The 18,131-nt window shown below is 41.2% G+C and carries 18 protein-coding genes; 3 read left to right on the forward strand and 15 right to left on the reverse strand.

Annotated elements, in window-relative coordinates; genetic code table 11:
- Positions 1-183: 183 nt before the first annotated feature.
- From QZ576_RS00005 to QZ576_RS00035, 7 genes are all read right to left on the reverse strand, one after another.
- Positions 184-1,287: a peptidoglycan bridge formation glycyltransferase FemA/FemB family protein gene (locus QZ576_RS00005; protein ID WP_297093106.1), complete on the reverse strand. Its 1,104-nt coding sequence runs from the start codon at positions 1,285-1,287 to the stop codon at positions 184-186.
- Between the two features lie 179 nt (positions 1,288-1,466).
- Complete coding sequence (locus QZ576_RS00010) at positions 1,467-1,808, reverse strand: hypothetical protein (RefSeq protein WP_297093109.1); 342 nt, start codon at positions 1,806-1,808, stop codon at positions 1,467-1,469.
- 62 nt (positions 1,809-1,870) lie between these two features.
- Positions 1,871-2,332 carry a cupin domain-containing protein gene (locus QZ576_RS00015; RefSeq protein ID WP_297093110.1) on the reverse strand — a complete coding sequence of 154 codons (462 nt, stop codon included), beginning with the start codon at positions 2,330-2,332 and terminating at the stop codon, positions 1,871-1,873.
- Between the two features lie 113 nt (positions 2,333-2,445).
- On the reverse strand, positions 2,446-3,129 hold the full coding sequence (locus QZ576_RS00020; protein ID WP_297093111.1) for a hypothetical protein: 684 nt from the start codon (positions 3,127-3,129) through the stop codon (positions 2,446-2,448).
- A gap of 40 nt (positions 3,130-3,169) precedes the next feature.
- On the reverse strand, positions 3,170-3,634 hold the full coding sequence (locus QZ576_RS00025) for a GNAT family N-acetyltransferase (RefSeq protein ID WP_297093112.1): 465 nt from the start codon (positions 3,632-3,634) through the stop codon (positions 3,170-3,172).
- Positions 3,635-3,694: 60 nt separating this feature from the next.
- On the reverse strand, positions 3,695-4,648 hold the full coding sequence (locus tag QZ576_RS00030) for a hypothetical protein (RefSeq protein ID WP_297093113.1): 954 nt from the start codon (positions 4,646-4,648) through the stop codon (positions 3,695-3,697).
- Between the two features lie 171 nt (positions 4,649-4,819).
- Positions 4,820-6,973: a HAMP domain-containing sensor histidine kinase gene (locus QZ576_RS00035; RefSeq protein ID WP_297093115.1), complete on the reverse strand. Its 2,154-nt coding sequence runs from the start codon at positions 6,971-6,973 to the stop codon at positions 4,820-4,822.
- 495 nt (positions 6,974-7,468) lie between these two features.
- On the opposite strand from QZ576_RS00035, the gene QZ576_RS00040 reads away from it, so the two are divergent.
- Positions 7,469-7,834, forward strand: a complete 366-nt coding sequence (locus QZ576_RS00040; protein WP_297093117.1) for an endonuclease domain-containing protein — start codon at positions 7,469-7,471, stop codon at positions 7,832-7,834.
- A 397-nt stretch (positions 7,835-8,231) separates the two neighbouring features.
- Here the strand turns inward: QZ576_RS00040 and QZ576_RS00045 are convergent, their stop codons facing one another.
- The 8 genes from QZ576_RS00045 to QZ576_RS00080 all read right to left on the reverse strand — a co-directional run bounded on the left by QZ576_RS00045 (position 8,232) and on the right by QZ576_RS00080 (position 15,445).
- Positions 8,232-9,509, reverse strand: a complete 1,278-nt coding sequence (locus QZ576_RS00045; RefSeq protein WP_297093119.1) for a DUF3570 domain-containing protein — start codon at positions 9,507-9,509, stop codon at positions 8,232-8,234.
- Between the two features lie 14 nt (positions 9,510-9,523).
- Positions 9,524-9,739, reverse strand: coding sequence for a DUF4266 domain-containing protein (locus tag QZ576_RS00050; protein WP_163326218.1), 216 nt, complete (start codon positions 9,737-9,739; stop codon positions 9,524-9,526).
- Between the two features lie 5 nt (positions 9,740-9,744).
- Positions 9,745-10,731, reverse strand: a complete 987-nt coding sequence (locus QZ576_RS00055; protein WP_297093123.1) for an FAD:protein FMN transferase — start codon at positions 10,729-10,731, stop codon at positions 9,745-9,747.
- Positions 10,731-11,189 carry a thioredoxin family protein gene (locus tag QZ576_RS00060; protein ID WP_297093124.1) on the reverse strand — a complete coding sequence of 153 codons (459 nt, stop codon included), beginning with the start codon at positions 11,187-11,189 and terminating at the stop codon, positions 10,731-10,733. Before QZ576_RS00060 ends, QZ576_RS00055 begins: the two co-directional genes overlap by 1 nt.
- Positions 11,190-11,434: 245 nt before the next feature.
- Complete coding sequence (locus QZ576_RS00065; protein ID WP_297093126.1) at positions 11,435-11,791, reverse strand: hypothetical protein; 357 nt, start codon at positions 11,789-11,791, stop codon at positions 11,435-11,437.
- A gap of 33 nt (positions 11,792-11,824) precedes the next feature.
- Positions 11,825-12,742 (reverse strand): mechanosensitive ion channel family protein, encoded by a 918-nt coding sequence (locus QZ576_RS00070; RefSeq protein WP_297093129.1) that lies wholly within the window; start codon positions 12,740-12,742, stop codon positions 11,825-11,827.
- A 71-nt stretch (positions 12,743-12,813) separates the two neighbouring features.
- Positions 12,814-15,030 (reverse strand): amino acid permease, encoded by a 2,217-nt coding sequence (locus tag QZ576_RS00075; RefSeq protein ID WP_297093131.1) that lies wholly within the window; start codon positions 15,028-15,030, stop codon positions 12,814-12,816.
- Positions 15,031-15,094: 64 nt separating this feature from the next.
- On the reverse strand, positions 15,095-15,445 hold the full coding sequence (locus QZ576_RS00080) for a thermonuclease family protein (protein WP_297093133.1): 351 nt from the start codon (positions 15,443-15,445) through the stop codon (positions 15,095-15,097).
- A 188-nt stretch (positions 15,446-15,633) separates the two neighbouring features.
- Here QZ576_RS00080 and QZ576_RS00085 point away from each other — a divergent pair, with 188 nt between their 5' ends.
- Together QZ576_RS00085 and QZ576_RS00090 are read left to right on the forward strand one after the other, a co-directional pair.
- Positions 15,634-17,172: a DASS family sodium-coupled anion symporter gene (locus tag QZ576_RS00085; RefSeq protein WP_297093135.1), complete on the forward strand. Its 1,539-nt coding sequence runs from the start codon at positions 15,634-15,636 to the stop codon at positions 17,170-17,172.
- A 311-nt stretch (positions 17,173-17,483) separates the two neighbouring features.
- Positions 17,484-18,071, forward strand: coding sequence for an outer membrane beta-barrel protein (locus tag QZ576_RS00090; protein ID WP_297093137.1), 588 nt, complete (start codon positions 17,484-17,486; stop codon positions 18,069-18,071).
- The last annotated feature ends 60 nt before the right edge of the window (positions 18,072-18,131 follow it).

Below are 18,131 nucleotides of genomic sequence, written 5' to 3' on the forward strand. Positions count from 1 at the left end.
TTCTTTTTAATATCTTGGTTTATACTCAAAATTAATCCTTTCCATTCCATCAAAAAATATCTTCGCAAATCTAAGGTACCAGTAGAGAGGGACGATTGTGTCGAAGGCACAATCAGGGTGAGTCTATAAATTTGAATTCCGTATTGCTATTTATTTTTTAAGGGCCTTTTTGATTTGTTGAAACTATTTCTGCGCTTCCTGCAAACGAAAAATATCGTATTGTTTCTGGTCGTAAGGATAATCCCAGCATCCCATTCGGTGGTAAAGATCGCCGCCAAATCCTTTTTTGTAAATATGCACACCGTGCAAAGGGTGACTGCGGTCTAAGTTAGGTGCCGAGCCAAACATGTCGTATTCGGTGCAACCCCATTCTTTCGAAATGCGTATCGATTCCCATTGAAGCGCATAGCTTGCCATTAAATTGTCTTTACACGAGGTGGAAGCGCCATACAAATAGGTGCCGCGTTTTCGCGATAGTACCAAAAACATCGACGATAGAAAACGTCCGTCAATATCGGCCATTAACATTTTTACCGTCACTCCGTTTTTGCTGTTGTCCTGGTTTTGCAGAATAGACGAAAAGTACTCCTGACTTTGCAAAGCCATGTTATGGCGTGTTGCCGTATCATAGTACAATTTATACCAGTCGCCAATTTGCTCCAGCCCGTATTCGCGCACCCGTATACCTTTTTTGTTGGCCTTGCGAACGTTGTAGCGCGTATTGTAGCGCATGTTGTACATCAATTCCTGCTCCTCTAAAGTAAGGTCGAGAAAGAAGGTATTTTTGGGCAGGTTGTCCTCAATACTCTTTTTTACATTCCCCTTAACGGTGTTAAAGTTTACACGGTATTCCTGCGTATGGTCGGGTGGTGGGCCAATCCAGTTTCCCTGCTCATCGAAATAATCATCCTCGGCGGCCCACTGGTTTTCCCAGGTCAGGTCGTAACGAATAAAAATACAATTAGCCGGCAGATGCGGCCGTATCGATTCGGATAACTGCTCTAAAAGCAGCCCCTGGTTTTCGAAAGTGGGCTCCATTTTTGGGCCGTAAGGAACATAGGCAAAACACGCGTTCGCATTTACATACTTGATGAGTACCAGCAAGTCTTCCCCTTTTTTCTCGAGCGAATTGGCGCTTGTAACCAATAAATCACGCGAAATGGTGAGCTCAAAACCTTTCGGAATAAAACCCTGGTTCCGTTTTATGCGGCCCCAAAAAGTGGTTTGCGGTAATACGTTTGTGGTCTGTAGTTCTTCAATGTCTTTCGTCGCCAGCTCGCAGATCATACTTCGCTAATTTTATTTTCCTTTTGGGCCGCGAAACTATACAAATCATTAGCGAATGAAAATTGTGGAGGGGTGATTTTTAAGAAGTTAAACCAGAGATAACATGCCGGTTAATGTTCCAGGTATTCAATAATTTCATAATTGATCTTTCCATTTTTGGCGTTCTGTACAATTTATTCCTAGTCCGATTTTTGGATGTACGAAATCCGCTTGGTGATTTTGTCCCTGATTTTTAAATCGCGTTTGGCCACACTTAATTTTATAAGCGCCTGCGATAGCGAGAAGGTTCCCAGTATCAATAAAAATCCAACCCAAAAATTATCTGCCACCAGTGAAACGCCAACTGCAGCAAAAAAGCCAATTACCAGTGCCGCACTCGAAATTAGTCTGCTTTTAGGTGTTTCAACGAGTAAGCTTTTGCATTGTTTACATTCGATAATTTTCTCCCTGTTTCGGAATAATTTTAAGCTGATGGCTGTTTTGCATGTTGGGCATTTGTGCCCGGTTAAGTTGAGTTTCATCTGTTTGGTTTTTGTTTGTATTGGCGGTCACTTATATGTGGCGAACCTGCATAATTAAGGTGTTAACGGCCTTTCAGTTTCGATTCATATTCAACGCGAGTTCCATCATCAGTAGTATGTTCTTCTAACGAATTAACTTTCGACTGAACGCAAATATAAATCATCTCTTCATCCGAAGTATTACTCAGGCTCCGCACGCCTTCAGGGGCAACACGTATTACACTGCCTTCCTTAACCGGAAAACAATCATCATTCACCTGGTAATAACCGGCTCCTTTAATGATGATATATGTTTCTTCGTCTTTGTTGTGAATATGAAAATAACCTAACTCGGTTTTTGGTGGTAGGGCAGTAAAAGATATTTCTGTTCCGGTTGCATTAATTAATTCTTTTAAGAATACTTTTCCCTTCACTTCTTTGCCTGATTTTGGGTGAATTAAGGAATAGTTTTTTATTTCATCTAAACGCCCAATATTTATGGCAGAGTAATCTTTGTTTTCCGAAATCTTTTCTGATTGTTTCATATTTCTTTTTTTGGTTCTTGTGATATGATTTTTTGAAAGTCGCTATATAGCTCACTTTATTTTCCTTTTCGGGTTTGCAAACTTTTATGAATGACCCGTGCTGTCTGATTTCTCTAAAAAATGCTGCAAATATATTTCAGGCGAGCATTTTTCATTACTATACTTTCTCCCTTCCAATTGTAAAGCCTGCATTGAAAAGAAATATCGAGGTACTGAGAATACGTGCCAATGATTGCCTGGGCATCTTTTGGTTCTGAATAGTTGATGATAAAATAGTTCTCCGAATCTTTGTCCGTATCAATACTTGAATCTTCGCGCGGATAAGGACTGCCCGATGCCCATAGTTCTCCATCGGCATCAATCCATTGAATGCTAATTCCAGGAAAATCGTTATTGTTTGGTGTATATTCTTTTTCGCCCTCAGACAAAACCTCTTCGAAAAGCGCTCTTGAAATCTTTGCGTCTGCAAGATATTGCGAACTCACAAAATGATTTACAAAATCAACCGTCAGCCTGGATGAAAGCGATAAGTTAGGACTAAAACTCTTACCTAATCCCAAACTCCATATATCAATTGTATAGTCGGGCTCAACATTTCTTATTTGTCTCGAAGGCATCCAAAATATAGCGGTGTCGCTAATAATATCACTTTCAATCAGTGTTATTGGCACATCATTTATCTCCGCTTCAAAAGTGGCTTTTTCTTCAACGCTATATTCACCGTCGTCATTTGTGCACGACTGAAAAAAACCAATAAATAGGATAAATACCAGGTAGTTTAAAAGTTTGTGATTCATGTTTGAATAACTATTTTTTCGAGAATTTAGTGTGTTTAACTTATCCCTTAATCTTTCTGCCAATTAATTTCATTCTTAATAGTGGATAGTTTCTACCTTGCTCATCTTTGTCGGTTCTCTCAAACGTTTCAAATCCGAATTTGTGATAGAATTTCAGTGCGTTTACATTCTGCTCATTTACATCAAGTTTGTTCGCATGAAGTTCTTTAACTGCAAATTCTAACAATTTTCGTCCGAGTCCTTGTCCAAAATATTCCGGGTCTAAAAACAGCATTTCAATTTTTTTGTCGGCAACACCAATAAAACCTAAAACCATGTTCTCATTTGTCAGGCAAAAGACTTGAAAATCATGAAAATTTATGTTGCTTACCAGTTCCTTAATTTCTTCAAAATCAGTTGAAGTTAAAAAGTGGTGCGTGGCAAGAACTGATTTCTCCCAAACTGTTAAAATCTGTTGCCGGTATAGGTCGGTATATGGTTTTATTTCAAAATGGTCTGGCTGCATAATGTTGTTTTCTTTTTTATGGAGTTGCTGTTGGATAAGGCTGTTCGCTAGCGGGTACCTTTATGGGCGGGCTATTCGATTTGGGTTAGTTTTTAGCCACTTAATTGCACTTTCCGACATTTTTTTATAGTTGTGACCTACATTTTTTACGGTGTCTATTGTCCAGTTAAATTCCCAATTGTTTTTATTTCCTAATTCCTTATTTGCATTATAAAAATTTGTTCCGCGTTCCAACCTATGTGCTCCTTGTTCCATTGCCAAATCCGTAGTTCTAAAAGTCCCTAAATTTGGGTCGTTATCCAATTCTCCCAAAAGAATAATCAATCTTTTTTTGTAAGATTTTTGCAAATCTGTGGCTGTGTTTTTGATTCCGTACGGAAATTTAAGTTTCGGGTTTGGGAAACTGTAAAATCCGGAATTTGCTGCGATGGCTGTACCAATTCTCGATTCGGGCATCAACAGCACCATTCTATGTACAAATTGTCCGCCTGCCGAATGACCAAAAATATCGTACTGTTCGTTTGTAATCTGATTAACCGATTTAATGTAGTCGAATATGTTTTCAACGACTGTATATGCCCATTCCGTTTTCGGGTTTTTGGTTCCAAAAAAGGTAAATAAATTCCCCTCTTGATAGTCGTTTGTTGTATATTTTGAAAACTTATTCTCGAATTCAGGCGCAATTATTAGCAGGTTATTTTTATTGGCTAATTCAACCCAGGCGTTTAGATAGTCATCTGCATTTCGTCCGCCACCGTGCATAACGAAAACGATTTTGTCTTTGTCGTTCCAATTTTCGGGTTTATAAGTCCATACCTTAATCGATTTCCTCTCGCTGTCTTTATAAGCGTGGATAACAAAAGAGTCTGTTCCTACATTGATTTTACCGGTTGCAGTAATTTCAGGTCCTTTTGGAAGAACATAGAGGTAAACGTAACCTGCAACCGAAAGAAGTAAAAGAATGGAAAATGTATATAAAATTATCTTTTTAAACACTCTGAAAAGTTGGTTCATTTATTTGCTTTTTTGTTGGCTCAAATCTAAACATCCTTGATTAGCTGCCTGATTTTTTGTTTCCGAATTGTGCTTTTTCAAGTACCGAATTGATTTTTGAATTAACTCACTCTTTTTAGCGGAACTTCCGAAAGCTCATGGAAGAGGGGGAGGGATTTTTAACCCAATGCTTTACAACTCTGCCGATAAAACCAGGCGAACAGTAACACCATTCTCGTTATTTTTTAAATTAACACCGCCGTCGTGCGCTTCTAAAATTAATTTGCTCAAATAAAGCGAAAGCCCGGGATTCATGTCCACATGTTTAAATCCTGTTTTAAAAGGCCTGATCTGAATCTCGTCATTACTTTCGGGGAAAAGTTCTCCGATATCGGTAATTGAAATTTCGTAGGCATTGTCATTTTTCGATAATCCTACCGTGATTTTAGTTTCGGTGTGCGCAAATTTAATGGCATTATCCATAATCATACAGAAGGCTTTCTTCAGCAGCGATTCATCGTATGAGACAATCGCATCATCAGCAGTTAACTCGGTTACTACTTCCAGTTTCTTTTCAGCGAATTGTGCTTGCTTCTCCAGTATACAAATCTGTATTGTGTCTTTTAAGTTCCCTTTGTAAAGGTGAAGTGCTTCTTTAGCTTTTGTGGCTAGCATCGATATATCGAGGGCTTTGTAGGAGAAGCTTTCTAAACGGTCGGATGATATCTGGATGATCTTCAGAAACTCTTTCAGGTTGTTGGGTAAATCGCTTGCCTCAAGTAAGCCAAGCATGCCTACAATCCCGTTTAACGGTGTACGTATTTCGTGACTGATAATATTTAGAAATTCCGTTTTTGCATCATCTAACTGATGCAACTCGAGGTTGGCTTTTTCCAAATCTTTTGTACGTTCTTTTACCTTTTTTTCCAGTTTCTGATTAAAAAGCCGCAGTGCACCTTCGCTTCGTTTACAGCGCACGTTTAGCTGTTTATTGCGGAGTAGCTCTATGATAAGAGCAATAACAAGCAGCACAAATACAAGGATCACCAGTTTTTGCCGGCCGGTTAACCTGGTTAGCTTTTTTATAGTGCCAATATATTCTTCGTTGGCTGCCAATAATTCTTCGCGTTGAGCCGACATTTTTTCAATCTCCTGTTCCACTTCAAGCCGAATATATTCCATTTTCCCTTCTTCAGCCAATCTGGATTGCTTCGCTTCAATCATTTTCTGATAATGAGTTAGTGCAGACTGGTAGTTCCCGGCAATACTATCGATTTGATAAAGCGTTTCTAAATTCAATTGAGTTTCTTGCCAACTATTAATTGCCGATGAAAGCTGGTAAGCTTCGGTACTTATCCGTTTAGCCTTGTTGTAATTTCCTAACTTATAAAGAATTAATCCGTAGTGAGTTACTATAAACGGATAATAGCTGGAAAGACTCTTGATCCGTTCATCGTAATACGCCTTTTCAAAAAATTGGAGAGCTGAGTTGTAGTCCTCATTCTGAATTTGAGCAGCTGCCAGATATGACTGGGCATAAAGTCGATCTCTCCAGGTTGCGTTAGGTTTGGAGGCAGCCAACGATTCTTTAAAATATTTTTCGGCGGTGGTGTAGTCATTTAAATTTTCGGAATAAAGCGCACCAATATTGGCTAAAATTAACGGTCTGAACGATTGTTCAGGGGTATTGGCCAGACTATCGTAATGCAATGCATAATTAAAAAATTCAAGGGCGAGATCATTTTCCGCGAATATGGAAAAAAATGCACCAATATCGTTGCATATGTATAACAGGTGGGTGGTATCGTTGTATTCCAGTAATACCTGGTACGAATTGTACAGTTTTCTTGCAGCCTCCACAAATTCGCCGCTAACCAAATCTTTTGTCGCTGCAAAATGTCGGGCGCGGGCAATAAACAAGGGATCGCCAATGGAGTCGGCCAAAGTGTAGGCATCATCGAAATACTGAAACGATTGGGGTAACATCGTAAGGAAAGAGTAACTCATTCCTAAATGAAGGTTAATGGCGTACTTTAAACCTAAATCGTTCACATCATCGATTAATGCATAAGCTTTTTGCATGGCCTCAAGTGCTTCGTTGTATTGTGCCGATTTTAAAAGTATTTCCCCTTTTTTATGATACAGAGAAGCTACTTGTTCAAGATCATTTTTTTCTTCTGCCAACAGGATTAATGAGTCCAGTTCGTGAAGAACTTTTGTTTGCTGAAGTGAGTCTGTTGTGGTGTTATTGTTAACAGCGTTTGGCTTACCGCTGTTTTCTCCTTTGGCTACAAAAGCAATGGAGAAAAATGCATAACACAAAGCAATGAGAAATAATTTTTTCATGTTTTCATGTTTTTTTGAACCGGGGTAGAAACATAGTAACTATTACTGATTCTCCTAAGTGCTAACAACATACAGAAAAAAACGATTGGTAAAGCTACTTTGTGAAAGAAAAATTTGAATTTTAGCACGAAGTTAACCTGGCTGCATATAATGGGGTAAGCAAATGATGCACAGTTATCTGTGTGTTTTGCGAAACATAATCATAGAAAGGAAATGAAAAAGCCCGGGGCTGTGTAGATGAAATGAATACAGCCAAGGTTGAGGTGAGCTCCCATCGGCTGACGGATGAGGAGTCAGGTATTTTTGTACTGAATCCTTTACCCTTTTGTCTGTCGACATTTTCCCTTAAAAGGGAAAAAGGCACTGATGTAAAGTTAGAATGTTGCTTGTAACCGGCTCCCCTTTTGAGGGGAGCTCCCGACAGGGTGAGGGGTAAAGAATTTAACTCATAAATTAGTAACTTTAACAATGAATTGAAACCCAAAATCAAAACACATGCTCTACGAACATATTAAACAAACAACCCGAAATTTAAGATGGAATACAACTTCTGCAGAAAAAAAGTTATGGAGATACTTACGCAGAAAACAACTGAACGGAAGAAAATTTTTGCGACAACATGCAATCGTTTATGAATCGATTGGTGATGAACATTTCTTTTATGTACCGGACTTTTACTGTTTCAAAGAAAATATAGCGATTGAATTAGATGGAGAAATTCACAAGTTCAATAAAAGGAGAGATGAACGACGTGATGAAATATTGAAGAATATGGGAATAAAAATATTGCGTTTTAAAAATGAAGACCTCGAAGATATAAATTCTGTTTTATTGAAGATTATTGCTGAGTTTGTGGAATAAATGCTTTACCCTTTTGTCTGTCGACATTTTCCCTTAAAAAGGGAAAACAGCGCTGAAGTGAAGTTGCCTGTAACCGGCTCCCCTGATGAGGGGAGCTCCCGACAGGGTGAGGGGTAAGGAAATTTTTTCACTGATTTGTTACCCTTTTATCCCCGACGTAAAGTACGGGATTTCGCAAGCTCAACTATCAACATTTTCCCTTTTAAGGGAAAAAGGCACTGATGTAAAGTTAGAATGTTGCTTGAAACCGGCTCCCCTTGAGAGGGGAGCTTCCATCGGCTGACGGATGAGGGGTAGGGGATTTAACAGTTATTTTGTTTTTTAAACAATAAAGTCCGGGGCTGTATTTGTAAAAATCAATACAGCCCCGGACTCTATATTTACTAGACGATAGTGCTTAATCAACAACAAACTTCACTCCAAACGAAAACATCGATGCGGAGAACGCTGAATCGCGGTCATATTTGTGGAATTTGGCGTCGATACTTTTTAAGCCCAGTTTCCAGATGTGCCCTTTCGTAAACACATCGGTGTAGCTAACACCAAATCCGTAATTGTTGGCTGTAAATTTCGAGAGGTCGTAGTCCGAGGTGTAATATTCTTCGGTAGACAAATGCTCGTTGGCCGGCGCAAAATAGTCGGCTGCCGTTTGGTTGTAAAACCGGTACGACGGGTACAGCGTAAACTTATCGGTAATCTTCACCGGAATTTCGAGGCTTGCAGTGTGCGAAGAAATCCCCCAGTCGTCGGTGTAATACCGGTAAAAGGTTCGCAGCGTTACCCGGTGGTTTACAAAATAGTTAAGGCGGGCACCCAGCGCAATTTTAAAACGCGAGTCGGGCAGCTGCTCAATGTCATCGGCCAGCTGGAAGTTCTCGTAGAAGTAATCTTCCTTGTCGGCAAAATAAATACGATGAAACGGAGTAGCCAGCAAACCATCCTGCAAAATAAAATCAGCTGAAACGTATCCCGTCATTCTGCTCGACAGTATTTGCGACAAACCAATACCGGCCGAGTAGGAATTTCGTCCTTTGCTGGTATGCTCGTTAAACGATGGATCGTAACCGGGAACTACCTGCTGGAACGAACCTCCTTCAGGCCTTAGTTCGATAGGGTAGAGAAGTTTCCAGGTGTCGAGGTAAATATTACCATTCAACGATAACTCGGTGTTTTTCTCGTTGAATAGCCAGGTGCGTCCTGCTCCAAAACCAAATGAGGTGTAATCAAATTCAGCCGAAACCGATAAGTTGGCATTCCAAAGTCGGTTCCGGTCATCGGAACTATGGCTGTAACTTCCAACCACATTTCCCCAAACATCCGATTTTGATGCCCCGCTGCTGGCCACAAAAGGATCGGCCGGCTGCTTGCCATCAAAAGGATCAATGTTACTCGATGAGGCCGAAGTGTAAGCCGAAATATTGGCGTTAATCGTCAGCACATCGTCATCGTTCAGCGGCATTGCCACAACAATTGTTGGCGAAAGATCTTGCAATTCCTCGGTTCCGTAGCCGCCGGTAACAGCGGCATTCTCTCCATCCTGCTGGTAGTAATTTACCAGAAAATCTATCTCGGTATGCTCCAGTACACGTTTTTTGTATTCGCCCGCGGTGTTGTTGTCCTGGGCACTTGCCACAAGAACTGAAGCAATCAATAATAAACTAAATAAGTACTTCATGTTTTAAATTGGATTTAATTGCAGCCGCATCCGCCACCGGTTTTACCTCCGTTTGCTCCCGAAGCAGCCTCTCTGTACGATTGAAAAGTAGTTTGGAATTTGTCGATCTTGCGGTCGGCCAGTGCCATATCCGGATCGTTTATATTTACCTTTTCGTACTCCTTAAGCACTGTGCACGAACTGAAAAGCATAATGCCCAGTCCGGCCAGTAAAATGATTTTTTTCTTCATTTGTGTTAGTCTGTTTTAATTTCAATATTATCCGATTGATGAATATTTCCTTTATCGTCAACGATTATACATTCTATTTGTGGCAACTGGTTAATGCGGTCGAGCCCCACATCGATACCCATTACAAAAACTGATGTTGCCAATGCATCGGCCAGTTCGGCCTTTGGCGCAAATACGGTGGCACTGATAATGCCGTGCGCCGGATAACCGGTTCGCGGATCGATAATATGTGCGTAGCGTATTCCATTGAATTGTACATATTTTTCGTAGTCGCCCGATGTTACCACCGCCCCGTTTTTAATAGGTAGTAGCGCAAAAGCTTTGTCTTTGTTCATCGGGTTGGTAATGGCCACTTTCCAGTACGAGCCGTCGGGTTGTTTGCCCCAGGTATTCATATCGCCCGATGCGTTGATGATGCCCGCGCTCACGCCTTTGTCCATTAGCAGTGCTTTAGCTTTATCAGCGGCGTAACCTTTGCCAATGGCACCAAAACCGATCTTCATTCCCTCTTTTTTCAGAAAAACGGTTGAAGCCGCTTTGTCCAACACAATGTTCTGATATCCGACTTTTGCCACCGAGGCAGCAATGGTTTCTTCCGAAGGCATGGCTGTCATACTTCCATCAAAATGCCAGATGCGGTCCATCGATGCGTAGCTGATATCAAAAGCACCGTCGGTTAACTTCGAAATCTGAATGGCCCGTTCGATCAACGCAAAAAGTTCGGGCGACACTTTTACTGGTTGTATTCCAGCATTTTTATTTATTGCCGAAGTCTCCGAATTAGGATCCCATGATGAGATCAGCTTCTCGATACGCTGAATTTCTGCAACCGCCAGATCAATATAGCCGTTTGCTTCCTGCTCGTTGTTGGCAACAACGGTTATGTCGAAACGGCTTCCCATAAGTTTTAGCGTTCGTTTATAAGGTTGCTGGGCAAAAACCTGCAGCCCCAATGTTACTAAAACCAATAGTATTGCTATTTGGCGAACCATTAGTTCACGAAAGTTTCAAGATGTTTGATGTATTCGTCGGGCGAGAGTTTTTTGTAGCCCGTTTCGCCCAGCACTTTGCCGTTCTCATCCAACACTACCACCAGCGGAAAGAAACCTTTTTGGTTGTACTTTTCGGCCAGTTGTTTGTTGGCTTTTACCTGCTCGGTGTCGGGCTGGTTCTTTTTCTTACGCGGAAAGTCGGCTTTGTAAAGCACAAAATGCTCGGCCGAGTAGTTTATAAATTCATCTGAACTCCAGATCTCGTTCTCCAGTTTCATACACGGCGCACACCAATCCGACCCGGAAAATACCAGGATGATGGGTTTGTCTTCTGCTTTTGCAGTTTGTAATGATTGCTGAAAATCGGTTTGCCAGTTTTGACCAAACGCGATACCCGAAAAAATCAGGGTAAGTAGAAAAGTCAATGAGGCAGTTTTGAAAACGGTTTTTTTGCTCATTGTTCTATATTATTAAGATTATCGAATCATATAGATTTTTCGATATGTATAACTTAATAGCGTTCAAATTGTTTTGGCATATTGTAAATTTAACAGAATTTAATGGTAGAAGACCAGTATTTTCGTGTTGTGTTATGTATAAAACATCGCTTCGTCATTCCGAATTCATTTCGGAATCTGTTTCATAAATAGAGATGCTGAAATAAATTCAGCATGACGCAAAGGTTAAGCACTATTGACGGACACTAGTCCTCTAAAGGGATGTTATTTTGGTCGTTCACAACCAGATGGAAACCCAGCTGCTCTGCCTTGTCAACATCTTTTTCGTTAATTCGAATGACGATTAAATTACCCGTAGAACAAAAGCAAGCCAAACAAAACGGTCCTGTGTCGTAAGTAACTTTGTTTATAGAATAAACTGCAATGTTATTGTCCTCGAGATAGGCTATTACAGCGTGTTTGTAATCGCCGGTGCCTTCGTAAAAATCGTCCCAGCCATTCATACAACCTGTTTCAACAATATCCATTTCAATGCCTTTTTCATCGTTGCAGGCAGCAATAACAACCAGAAGTAGCGAAAGAAAAAAGATAATACGCTTCATAACAGCAGTTTGGATTAAGACGGTTTTACAGGATTAAAGGTTGCGTTGCTGTGCTTCTGATCCTTCGCCGGCTTTGTAAAAACGTGTTGTAGGATAAGCGAACTGAATATCGGATTCTTTATTAAAAGCGGTAAGAATGTCTTGCCAGATTATATTTTCCGATCCTCGCCGTTGCCGCGGATTGCACAGGTAGCGAATGGTTAAACACACACCAAAATCCATCACTTTGGTATACACAATTGGCGTGAGGTGCTTGTAATAGATCATGTAATTTTTACTGGCCTCCTGAATCTCTTTTTGTGCTTTTACATGGATGTCTTTTGAATAATCGTGAATGATGTTATCCAGAATGTCTTTGGCTTTTTGCCAGTTACTTTCAAAGGTGACATTCACTTTTAGTTCGTTCCATATATACTCAAAACCGGTGCTGAAATTGGCCTGCGGTTCAAGAAAAACCTTTCCGTTGGGCAGGTGAATAATGCGGCCTGTACTTTGGTCGGCATCTACCCAGTTTCCTATCTCTAAAATGGTAAACTGAAATGACCGGATATCGATAACATCGCCGGTGTGCTGGCCAATCTGCACGCGGTCGCCAACATGAAAAGGTTTCCGTACCAAAATAAAAAACCACCCGGCCAGGTTGGTCAGCGGATCTTTTAGGGCAATGGCAATACCGGCAGTAAATAACCCCAGAAAAGTTCCAAATTCTTCAAAGGCATGAATCCAAACCGCGCTGATCAAAATTAGTCCGGCAAAAGGAATGATAAACGAAAGGGTGCGTTTCCACGAGTAGCGTATTTTTACGTTTTGCGTTTGCCGCCAAACAATGCGTAAAATCAGCAGGCGGATGATTGAAAGAAAGATCAGGATGATGATCGAGATAATTATTTTGTGCTGGGTGGTAGCACTCAATCCTGTTTGATTGGTAATAAATTCATTTATCTCCCTCATTAAGATCCGGATTAGCGTTTAGCGGAAGTTACGAAATATTTTGTTTTGTTCAGCAATACTGCCCAAATGCATTATTCTATAGCCTTCTGCTCTTTAGAATGAACAAACAAAATAGTACCCAGGTCGTCGTACCCGGCAAAGGTGTTTTCTTTTTCGTGTTTTATCATTTCTTCGCGCAGCCCGACCAAAATTAAACCGGCATCTTTCGATGTTTTATTGATGATTGCCCGCGTAGAAATTTCATCGGTACGCTGAATGATCTTGATATTTTTTTCAGTAATCGGCATCCTGCCCGACAATACCAGCTTTTTCATTTCCTGTTTTGATTGTTGGACTTCGTTTTCGTGACAAACCACAAAAATTTCGATGCTCGCCTTTTTCAAATCGGGGTGACCAAGAATAATAAAACTCAGCAGAATCATCAGGTTAGCATTCTCGGTATCGAACGAATTGATCCAAACGTGAATACCATTCTGAATTTTCATTTTTTTAGGCGACGATGCCAGTACACAAATATCAAAATCGCCACTGTTTACCAGCGAGAAATTCTCGATAATTCGGCCCAGGTTATCAGGATTTTCTTTGTTGTATTCGAAAATAACCATGTTATTCTCCATACCCGCAACACCCGGAATTTGTATGGCCTGTGCAATTGCCGAAGTGTACGATGGCGAAATAATCGTATCGATGTACACATAGTTTTCTTCATCGGCTTCTTCAAGCATCAGGTTGAGCATGTCATCGGCTTTTTCAACCGTTTTTGAGGAATAATAGCCTTCAATGAGGTACAGGAAAGTTCCAAATCCATATTTGTGTGAAATCCAGCTTAACAATTGAAAAGCGCGGTTATTGTGGGTGGTTTTATCTGAAATGCAAATAGCACTTGGGCGCCACTCGTTTTGCTTCACCATCTTTTTGCGTTTCTGTAAATGCACCTGCAATTTCCTGTTTAGCTGGAAAAGCGAGTTGGCAAACAACGATGCAAAGTCTTTGCGGTGTTTGTGGTAGTGGTTAATGTAGAGGTAAATCAATGTCATTGCCCCGGCAGCCAGCAAAGCGTAGGAGGTGCTGATTTTAAACATCACCCAGATAGACACCAAAAATCCAACCAGCGAAAGGTACCAGCGCGAGCGGAAAGTGGGGCGGTACGATGGCGAAGCTCCAAAATGATTCAGAAAGGAGATGAGGCACAACGCTCCGTATGTAACCATAAAAAACATGGAGATGATAGAAGCAACGGCATTTACATCTCCCAATGCTACAAAAACAAAGGCAATGGCCACGGTAACAATCGATGCATTTTGCGGCTCGTTATCGGCCGGATTTGCTTTCGATAGCCAGCGGTTAATTCGTTTCGAAGGAAAAGCATGATCGAGTGCCAAGGCCTGCAAGGTACGTGGAGCTACCATTACCGAACCGAGAGCTGACGAAATAGTTGATGCGGCCAGACCAAGCGGTACAATTACCGAACCGGCGATGGCAATTTTTCCCATTATTAACTGGTGCTCTGTCAAATCTTCGATAGATGCCGACATGGTGAGTTTATAGACGATAAAAACATAAATTATCATGCCGGAAACGGTTGCGAGCACGGTGCCGAGTGGAATGGATTTCGATGGGTTTTTTAAATCGCCCGACAGTCCAACACCGGCCGTCATTCCGGTAAAAGCAGGGAATATAATGGCAAAAACAACAAAGAAATTCTCGAAATTCCGAAACTGATCACCTGAAAAAGGCAGGCGTGCTGACTCCGAAAATTCTGTCGATCCGAGAAAGAACATAATGATGGAAACAAACAAAATGGCTACCACAAAATAAAGTGCTTTCACGCCCAGGTTGGCCCCTTTTTTTATGATCAGAAAAGCCAATCCTGCCATAACCGGCAAACTAATTGCCTGTCGCGGCAGAAAAAAGTCGTATTTATCGGCCAGCAGGTTGAAAAAGAATTCGAATGCCTCGGTAAATGCAATCACATAAAACGCTACACTAATGGCCTGCGAAAAGAAAAGCGCAATACCAATTGTGGCTCCAATATTCAACCCAAACGAACGTGAAATAATAAAATATTCGCCGCCTCCTTCAACACGTTTATTGGTTGCAATTTCGGAAATGGCAAGCGCCGTAGGAATGGTTACCAGGTGCCCCAGAAAAATGATGAGGATAACACCCCAAAAGCCCAGTGTGCCCACTGCGTAACCAAAACGAAGAAATAAAATTGCGCCTAAAATTGTTGAAATAGCGGTGAGAAATACCGGAGCTGTTCCAAATTTGTTGCTGTGTGTAGTCATAAATGTACTTTACAAATCTGCGATAAAAGATAGAATGTTTTTTTGTTAATTAAGCAAACCGAAATCAATATTCTGCATAAACTGCAAAACCTTTCTCCACCAATTCGTCGTTAAGGGGTTGCTCGTTGTCGGCAAGGCGAATTACACCGATGTAGCGGCCAAATTTACCCACCTCTTTGCTGGTTTCAACAATCACTTCGTTGTCATTGTTCGCTATTCGTTCAAGTACAAATGCTTTTGCTTTCATGCCATTTTTGTACTCTTCCGAATCCTTTTTTACATTATAGGTTTCGGGGGTGTTTATGCCGCGAAGACGAATACGCTGAAAAGTGGTGATTTTAAATCCGAGGTCGATAACCAGGTCGATGGTGTCGCCGTCAACCACGCGATCAACTGTTGCTTTGTATGTGTACATGTCTTTAATTTTGTTCCATTCAAGATACGGATTTGAAGTTTAATAAAGTAGTTTATTCAGTAGAATTTTAGAATTGGAAATCGCACATCGGGCTTGATTTTACTCGCATTCAGTCGCTTAGTTTCCATAGCTTCTTTTTGTATAAGTCGTTGGGTTGTACTAAATTCGGAAAAACGAATTAAACTAATATGCCTAAATTAATACAATCGAAACCGCATGGCGTGCGGCAGTGGGCTTTAATCCTTGCTCCGTTGATTAGTTTGTTGGTTATACTTTTCGCCGATCTCGACCCGCAGAACAAAAATGTGACTTACTGTTTTGCAATTGCCTTGCTTATGGCGATTTGGTGGATTACAGAAGCCATTCCGCTGGCCGTGACAGCATTGCTTCCTGTTGCACTGTTTCCGTTGTTTGGTGTGGTTGACGGGAAGACGATTTCTGCCATGTATTTTAACCACCTGATATTTCTTTTTATAGGCGGATTTTTAATGGCTTTTGCCATGGAACGGTGGAATTTGCACCGGAGAATAGCCTTGCGTATTTTGCTGGTGGTTGGGATAAGTCCCGGACGAATTTTACTGGGCTTTATGCTCGCTACATCCTTCTTGTCGATGTGGATGTCGAACACGGCAACGGCAATGATGATGGTTCCTATAGCGCTTTCAATAATCATAAAACTGGAGGAAAGTCTGGGCGAAAAGAAAATGGGAAAGTATGCGATCGGTTTGCTTTTGGGAATCGCCTATTCTGCATCGATTGGTGGTGTTGCAACGCTGGTGGGCACACCTCCGAATTTATCGTTTGCACGAATTGTCAGCATTATCTTCCCCGAGATGACTGAAATATCGTTTGCCGACTGGTTTATTTTTGCGCTTCCGGTTACCGTTCTGTTGTTTGTGCTGGCATGGCTGTTATTATATATAATGTATAAACCTCAAAAAAGCTGGAAAAAGATTCACATCAACCAGTTTCGCGAAGAATACAAAGCGTTGGGCAAAGCAAAACCGGAGGAGAAGATCGTACTGATATTGTTCGTAATTTTGGCATTTTTATGGATATTCCGATCAGGATTTACTATCCAGTCGTTTGAGATTCCCGGCTGGTCGAAACTGTTTAAAAATCCGTCGTACATCAACGATGGTACAGTGGCCATATTTATTGCCCTGTTGCTTTTTATACTGCCATCGAAATCAGAAAAAGGGGAGCGGATTATGAACTGGCAAACAGCGCGAAAAATCCCCTGGAATATTGTGCTTTTATTTGGTGGAGGTTTCGCACTGGCACAAGGATTTGTAGAATCGGGACTTTCGGTTTGGTTTGGCGAGCAAATGGCCGGCCTTGCCGATGTAGAGCCAATTGTACTCACTTTTGCCAACGTAACCATGATGTCGTTTTTAACCGAGCTAACATCAAACACCGCAACTACAGAAATGATTTTGCCTATTCTTTCGGGGCTTTCTACTACTATCAAGGTAAATCCTTTGCTGTTGATGATTCCGGCAACGCTGGCGGCTTCGCTGGCTTTTATGTTACCGGTTGCCACACCTCCCAACGCTATTATTTTTGGTACCAACCGCATTCGCGTAAAAGACATGGTAAAAACCGGAATACTACTCAACCTGGCCGGAATTATTGTTGCCACGCTGGTTATGTATTTCTGGGGCGTTTTGGTATTTGATATTGATGTTACTGTATTTCCTGATTGGGCAGCAGCAGCGGTGGGTTAGGATCGTTTTGTTACACGGCTGCAGGAGGGGTCTAAGAAAAATTTTTTGCCATTTGCAGCGCTGCACCAAGCCATCCACAAAGTTTGCTGGGCAATTACACGGCTGCAAGAACCCAGAAATCAATAAATTACAAGAACTACAGAACATTAATCCCTTGCCCAGTGGCCTTACACTGTTCAGCCTGCGAAATGCACCTCAAAAATGCACATTGCCACTCTTGTTCACTTTTTGTCTACTTAATTATTTAAACTTAAAAGACTGTTTGATTGTAACTTATCGCAATACTCATAACAAAAACTAAAAGTAAACAAATGAAAAAATTAACTCTTATACTGGCACTTGCCATCATTGGATTTACAAGTGCAAAAGCACAGGTTGAAATTAAAGGCCTTGTAGGGATGAACTTTGCCACTTTCCATGGTACCGACGCCGATATATCGGCAAAGGCCGGTTACCAATTTGGTGGTGGTGTTTTAATCGGCGACAAATTTTATGTGGAGCCGGGCATTCAGTTCGTTCGGAACTCACGCAGCATTTTGGTTAGCGAAGGCAGCACCATTGGCGAAGTTGATTTTAGCCAGAACCTGGTTAAAATTCCGGTGTATGCAGGCTACCATGTATTGGGGCACGAAAGCGACATGTTTGCATTACGTCTTTTCGCCGGCCCTTCAGTTTCTATTCCGGGGTCGATAAAAGATGGCGACGAGTTTTTCGATAAAGACAATATCAACAGTGCCATTTGGGCCATCGACGGAGGTATTGGTTTAGATATTCTTTTTCTGTTTGTTGAAGCAAACTACGAATATTCGTTAAACGATTATTTCTCGGATGCTTTTAATGGCGACAATGGCAAACACGGCGCTTTTATTATAAACGCAGGAGTACATATTGATTTTTAATACATACTCCAAATATTCTGACAGCCCCTGTGGAATAATTCGCAGGGGCTGTCCTTTAAA

Source organism: uncultured Draconibacterium sp., from assembly GCF_913060805.1.
Taxonomy (GTDB): Bacteria; Bacteroidota; Bacteroidia; order Bacteroidales; family Prolixibacteraceae; genus Draconibacterium.

Excerpts from the sequence above, each read along its gene's own strand:
- QZ576_RS00005 (WP_297093106.1), bottom strand. The coding sequence starts at position 1,287 with ATGATCTGCGAGCTGGCGACGAAAGACATTGAAGAACTACAGACCACA.
- QZ576_RS00010 (WP_297093109.1), bottom strand. The coding sequence starts at position 1,808 with ATGAAACTCAACTTAACCGGGCACAAATGCCCAACATGCAAAACAGCC.
- QZ576_RS00015 (WP_297093110.1), bottom strand. The coding sequence starts at position 2,332 with ATGAAACAATCAGAAAAGATTTCGGAAAACAAAGATTACTCTGCCATA.
- QZ576_RS00020 (WP_297093111.1), bottom strand. The coding sequence starts at position 3,129 with ATGAATCACAAACTTTTAAACTACCTGGTATTTATCCTATTTATTGGT.
- QZ576_RS00025 (WP_297093112.1), bottom strand. The coding sequence starts at position 3,634 with ATGCAGCCAGACCATTTTGAAATAAAACCATATACCGACCTATACCGG.
- QZ576_RS00030 (WP_297093113.1), bottom strand. The coding sequence starts at position 4,648 with ATGAACCAACTTTTCAGAGTGTTTAAAAAGATAATTTTATATACATTT.
- QZ576_RS00035 (WP_297093115.1), bottom strand. The coding sequence starts at position 6,973 with ATGAAAAAATTATTTCTCATTGCTTTGTGTTATGCATTTTTCTCCATT.
- QZ576_RS00040 (WP_297093117.1), top strand. The coding sequence starts at position 7,469 with ATGCTCTACGAACATATTAAACAAACAACCCGAAATTTAAGATGGAAT.
- QZ576_RS00045 (WP_297093119.1), bottom strand. The coding sequence starts at position 9,509 with ATGAAGTACTTATTTAGTTTATTATTGATTGCTTCAGTTCTTGTGGCA.
- QZ576_RS00050 (WP_163326218.1), bottom strand. The coding sequence starts at position 9,739 with ATGAAGAAAAAAATCATTTTACTGGCCGGACTGGGCATTATGCTTTTC.
- QZ576_RS00055 (WP_297093123.1), bottom strand. The coding sequence starts at position 10,731 with ATGGTTCGCCAAATAGCAATACTATTGGTTTTAGTAACATTGGGGCTG.
- QZ576_RS00060 (WP_297093124.1), bottom strand. The coding sequence starts at position 11,189 with ATGAGCAAAAAAACCGTTTTCAAAACTGCCTCATTGACTTTTCTACTT.
- QZ576_RS00065 (WP_297093126.1), bottom strand. The coding sequence starts at position 11,791 with ATGAAGCGTATTATCTTTTTTCTTTCGCTACTTCTGGTTGTTATTGCT.
- QZ576_RS00070 (WP_297093129.1), bottom strand. The coding sequence starts at position 12,742 with ATGAGGGAGATAAATGAATTTATTACCAATCAAACAGGATTGAGTGCT.
- QZ576_RS00075 (WP_297093131.1), bottom strand. The coding sequence starts at position 15,030 with ATGACTACACACAGCAACAAATTTGGAACAGCTCCGGTATTTCTCACC.
- QZ576_RS00080 (WP_297093133.1), bottom strand. The coding sequence starts at position 15,445 with ATGTACACATACAAAGCAACAGTTGATCGCGTGGTTGACGGCGACACC.
- QZ576_RS00085 (WP_297093135.1), top strand. The coding sequence starts at position 15,634 with ATGCCTAAATTAATACAATCGAAACCGCATGGCGTGCGGCAGTGGGCT.
- QZ576_RS00090 (WP_297093137.1), top strand. The coding sequence starts at position 17,484 with ATGAAAAAATTAACTCTTATACTGGCACTTGCCATCATTGGATTTACA.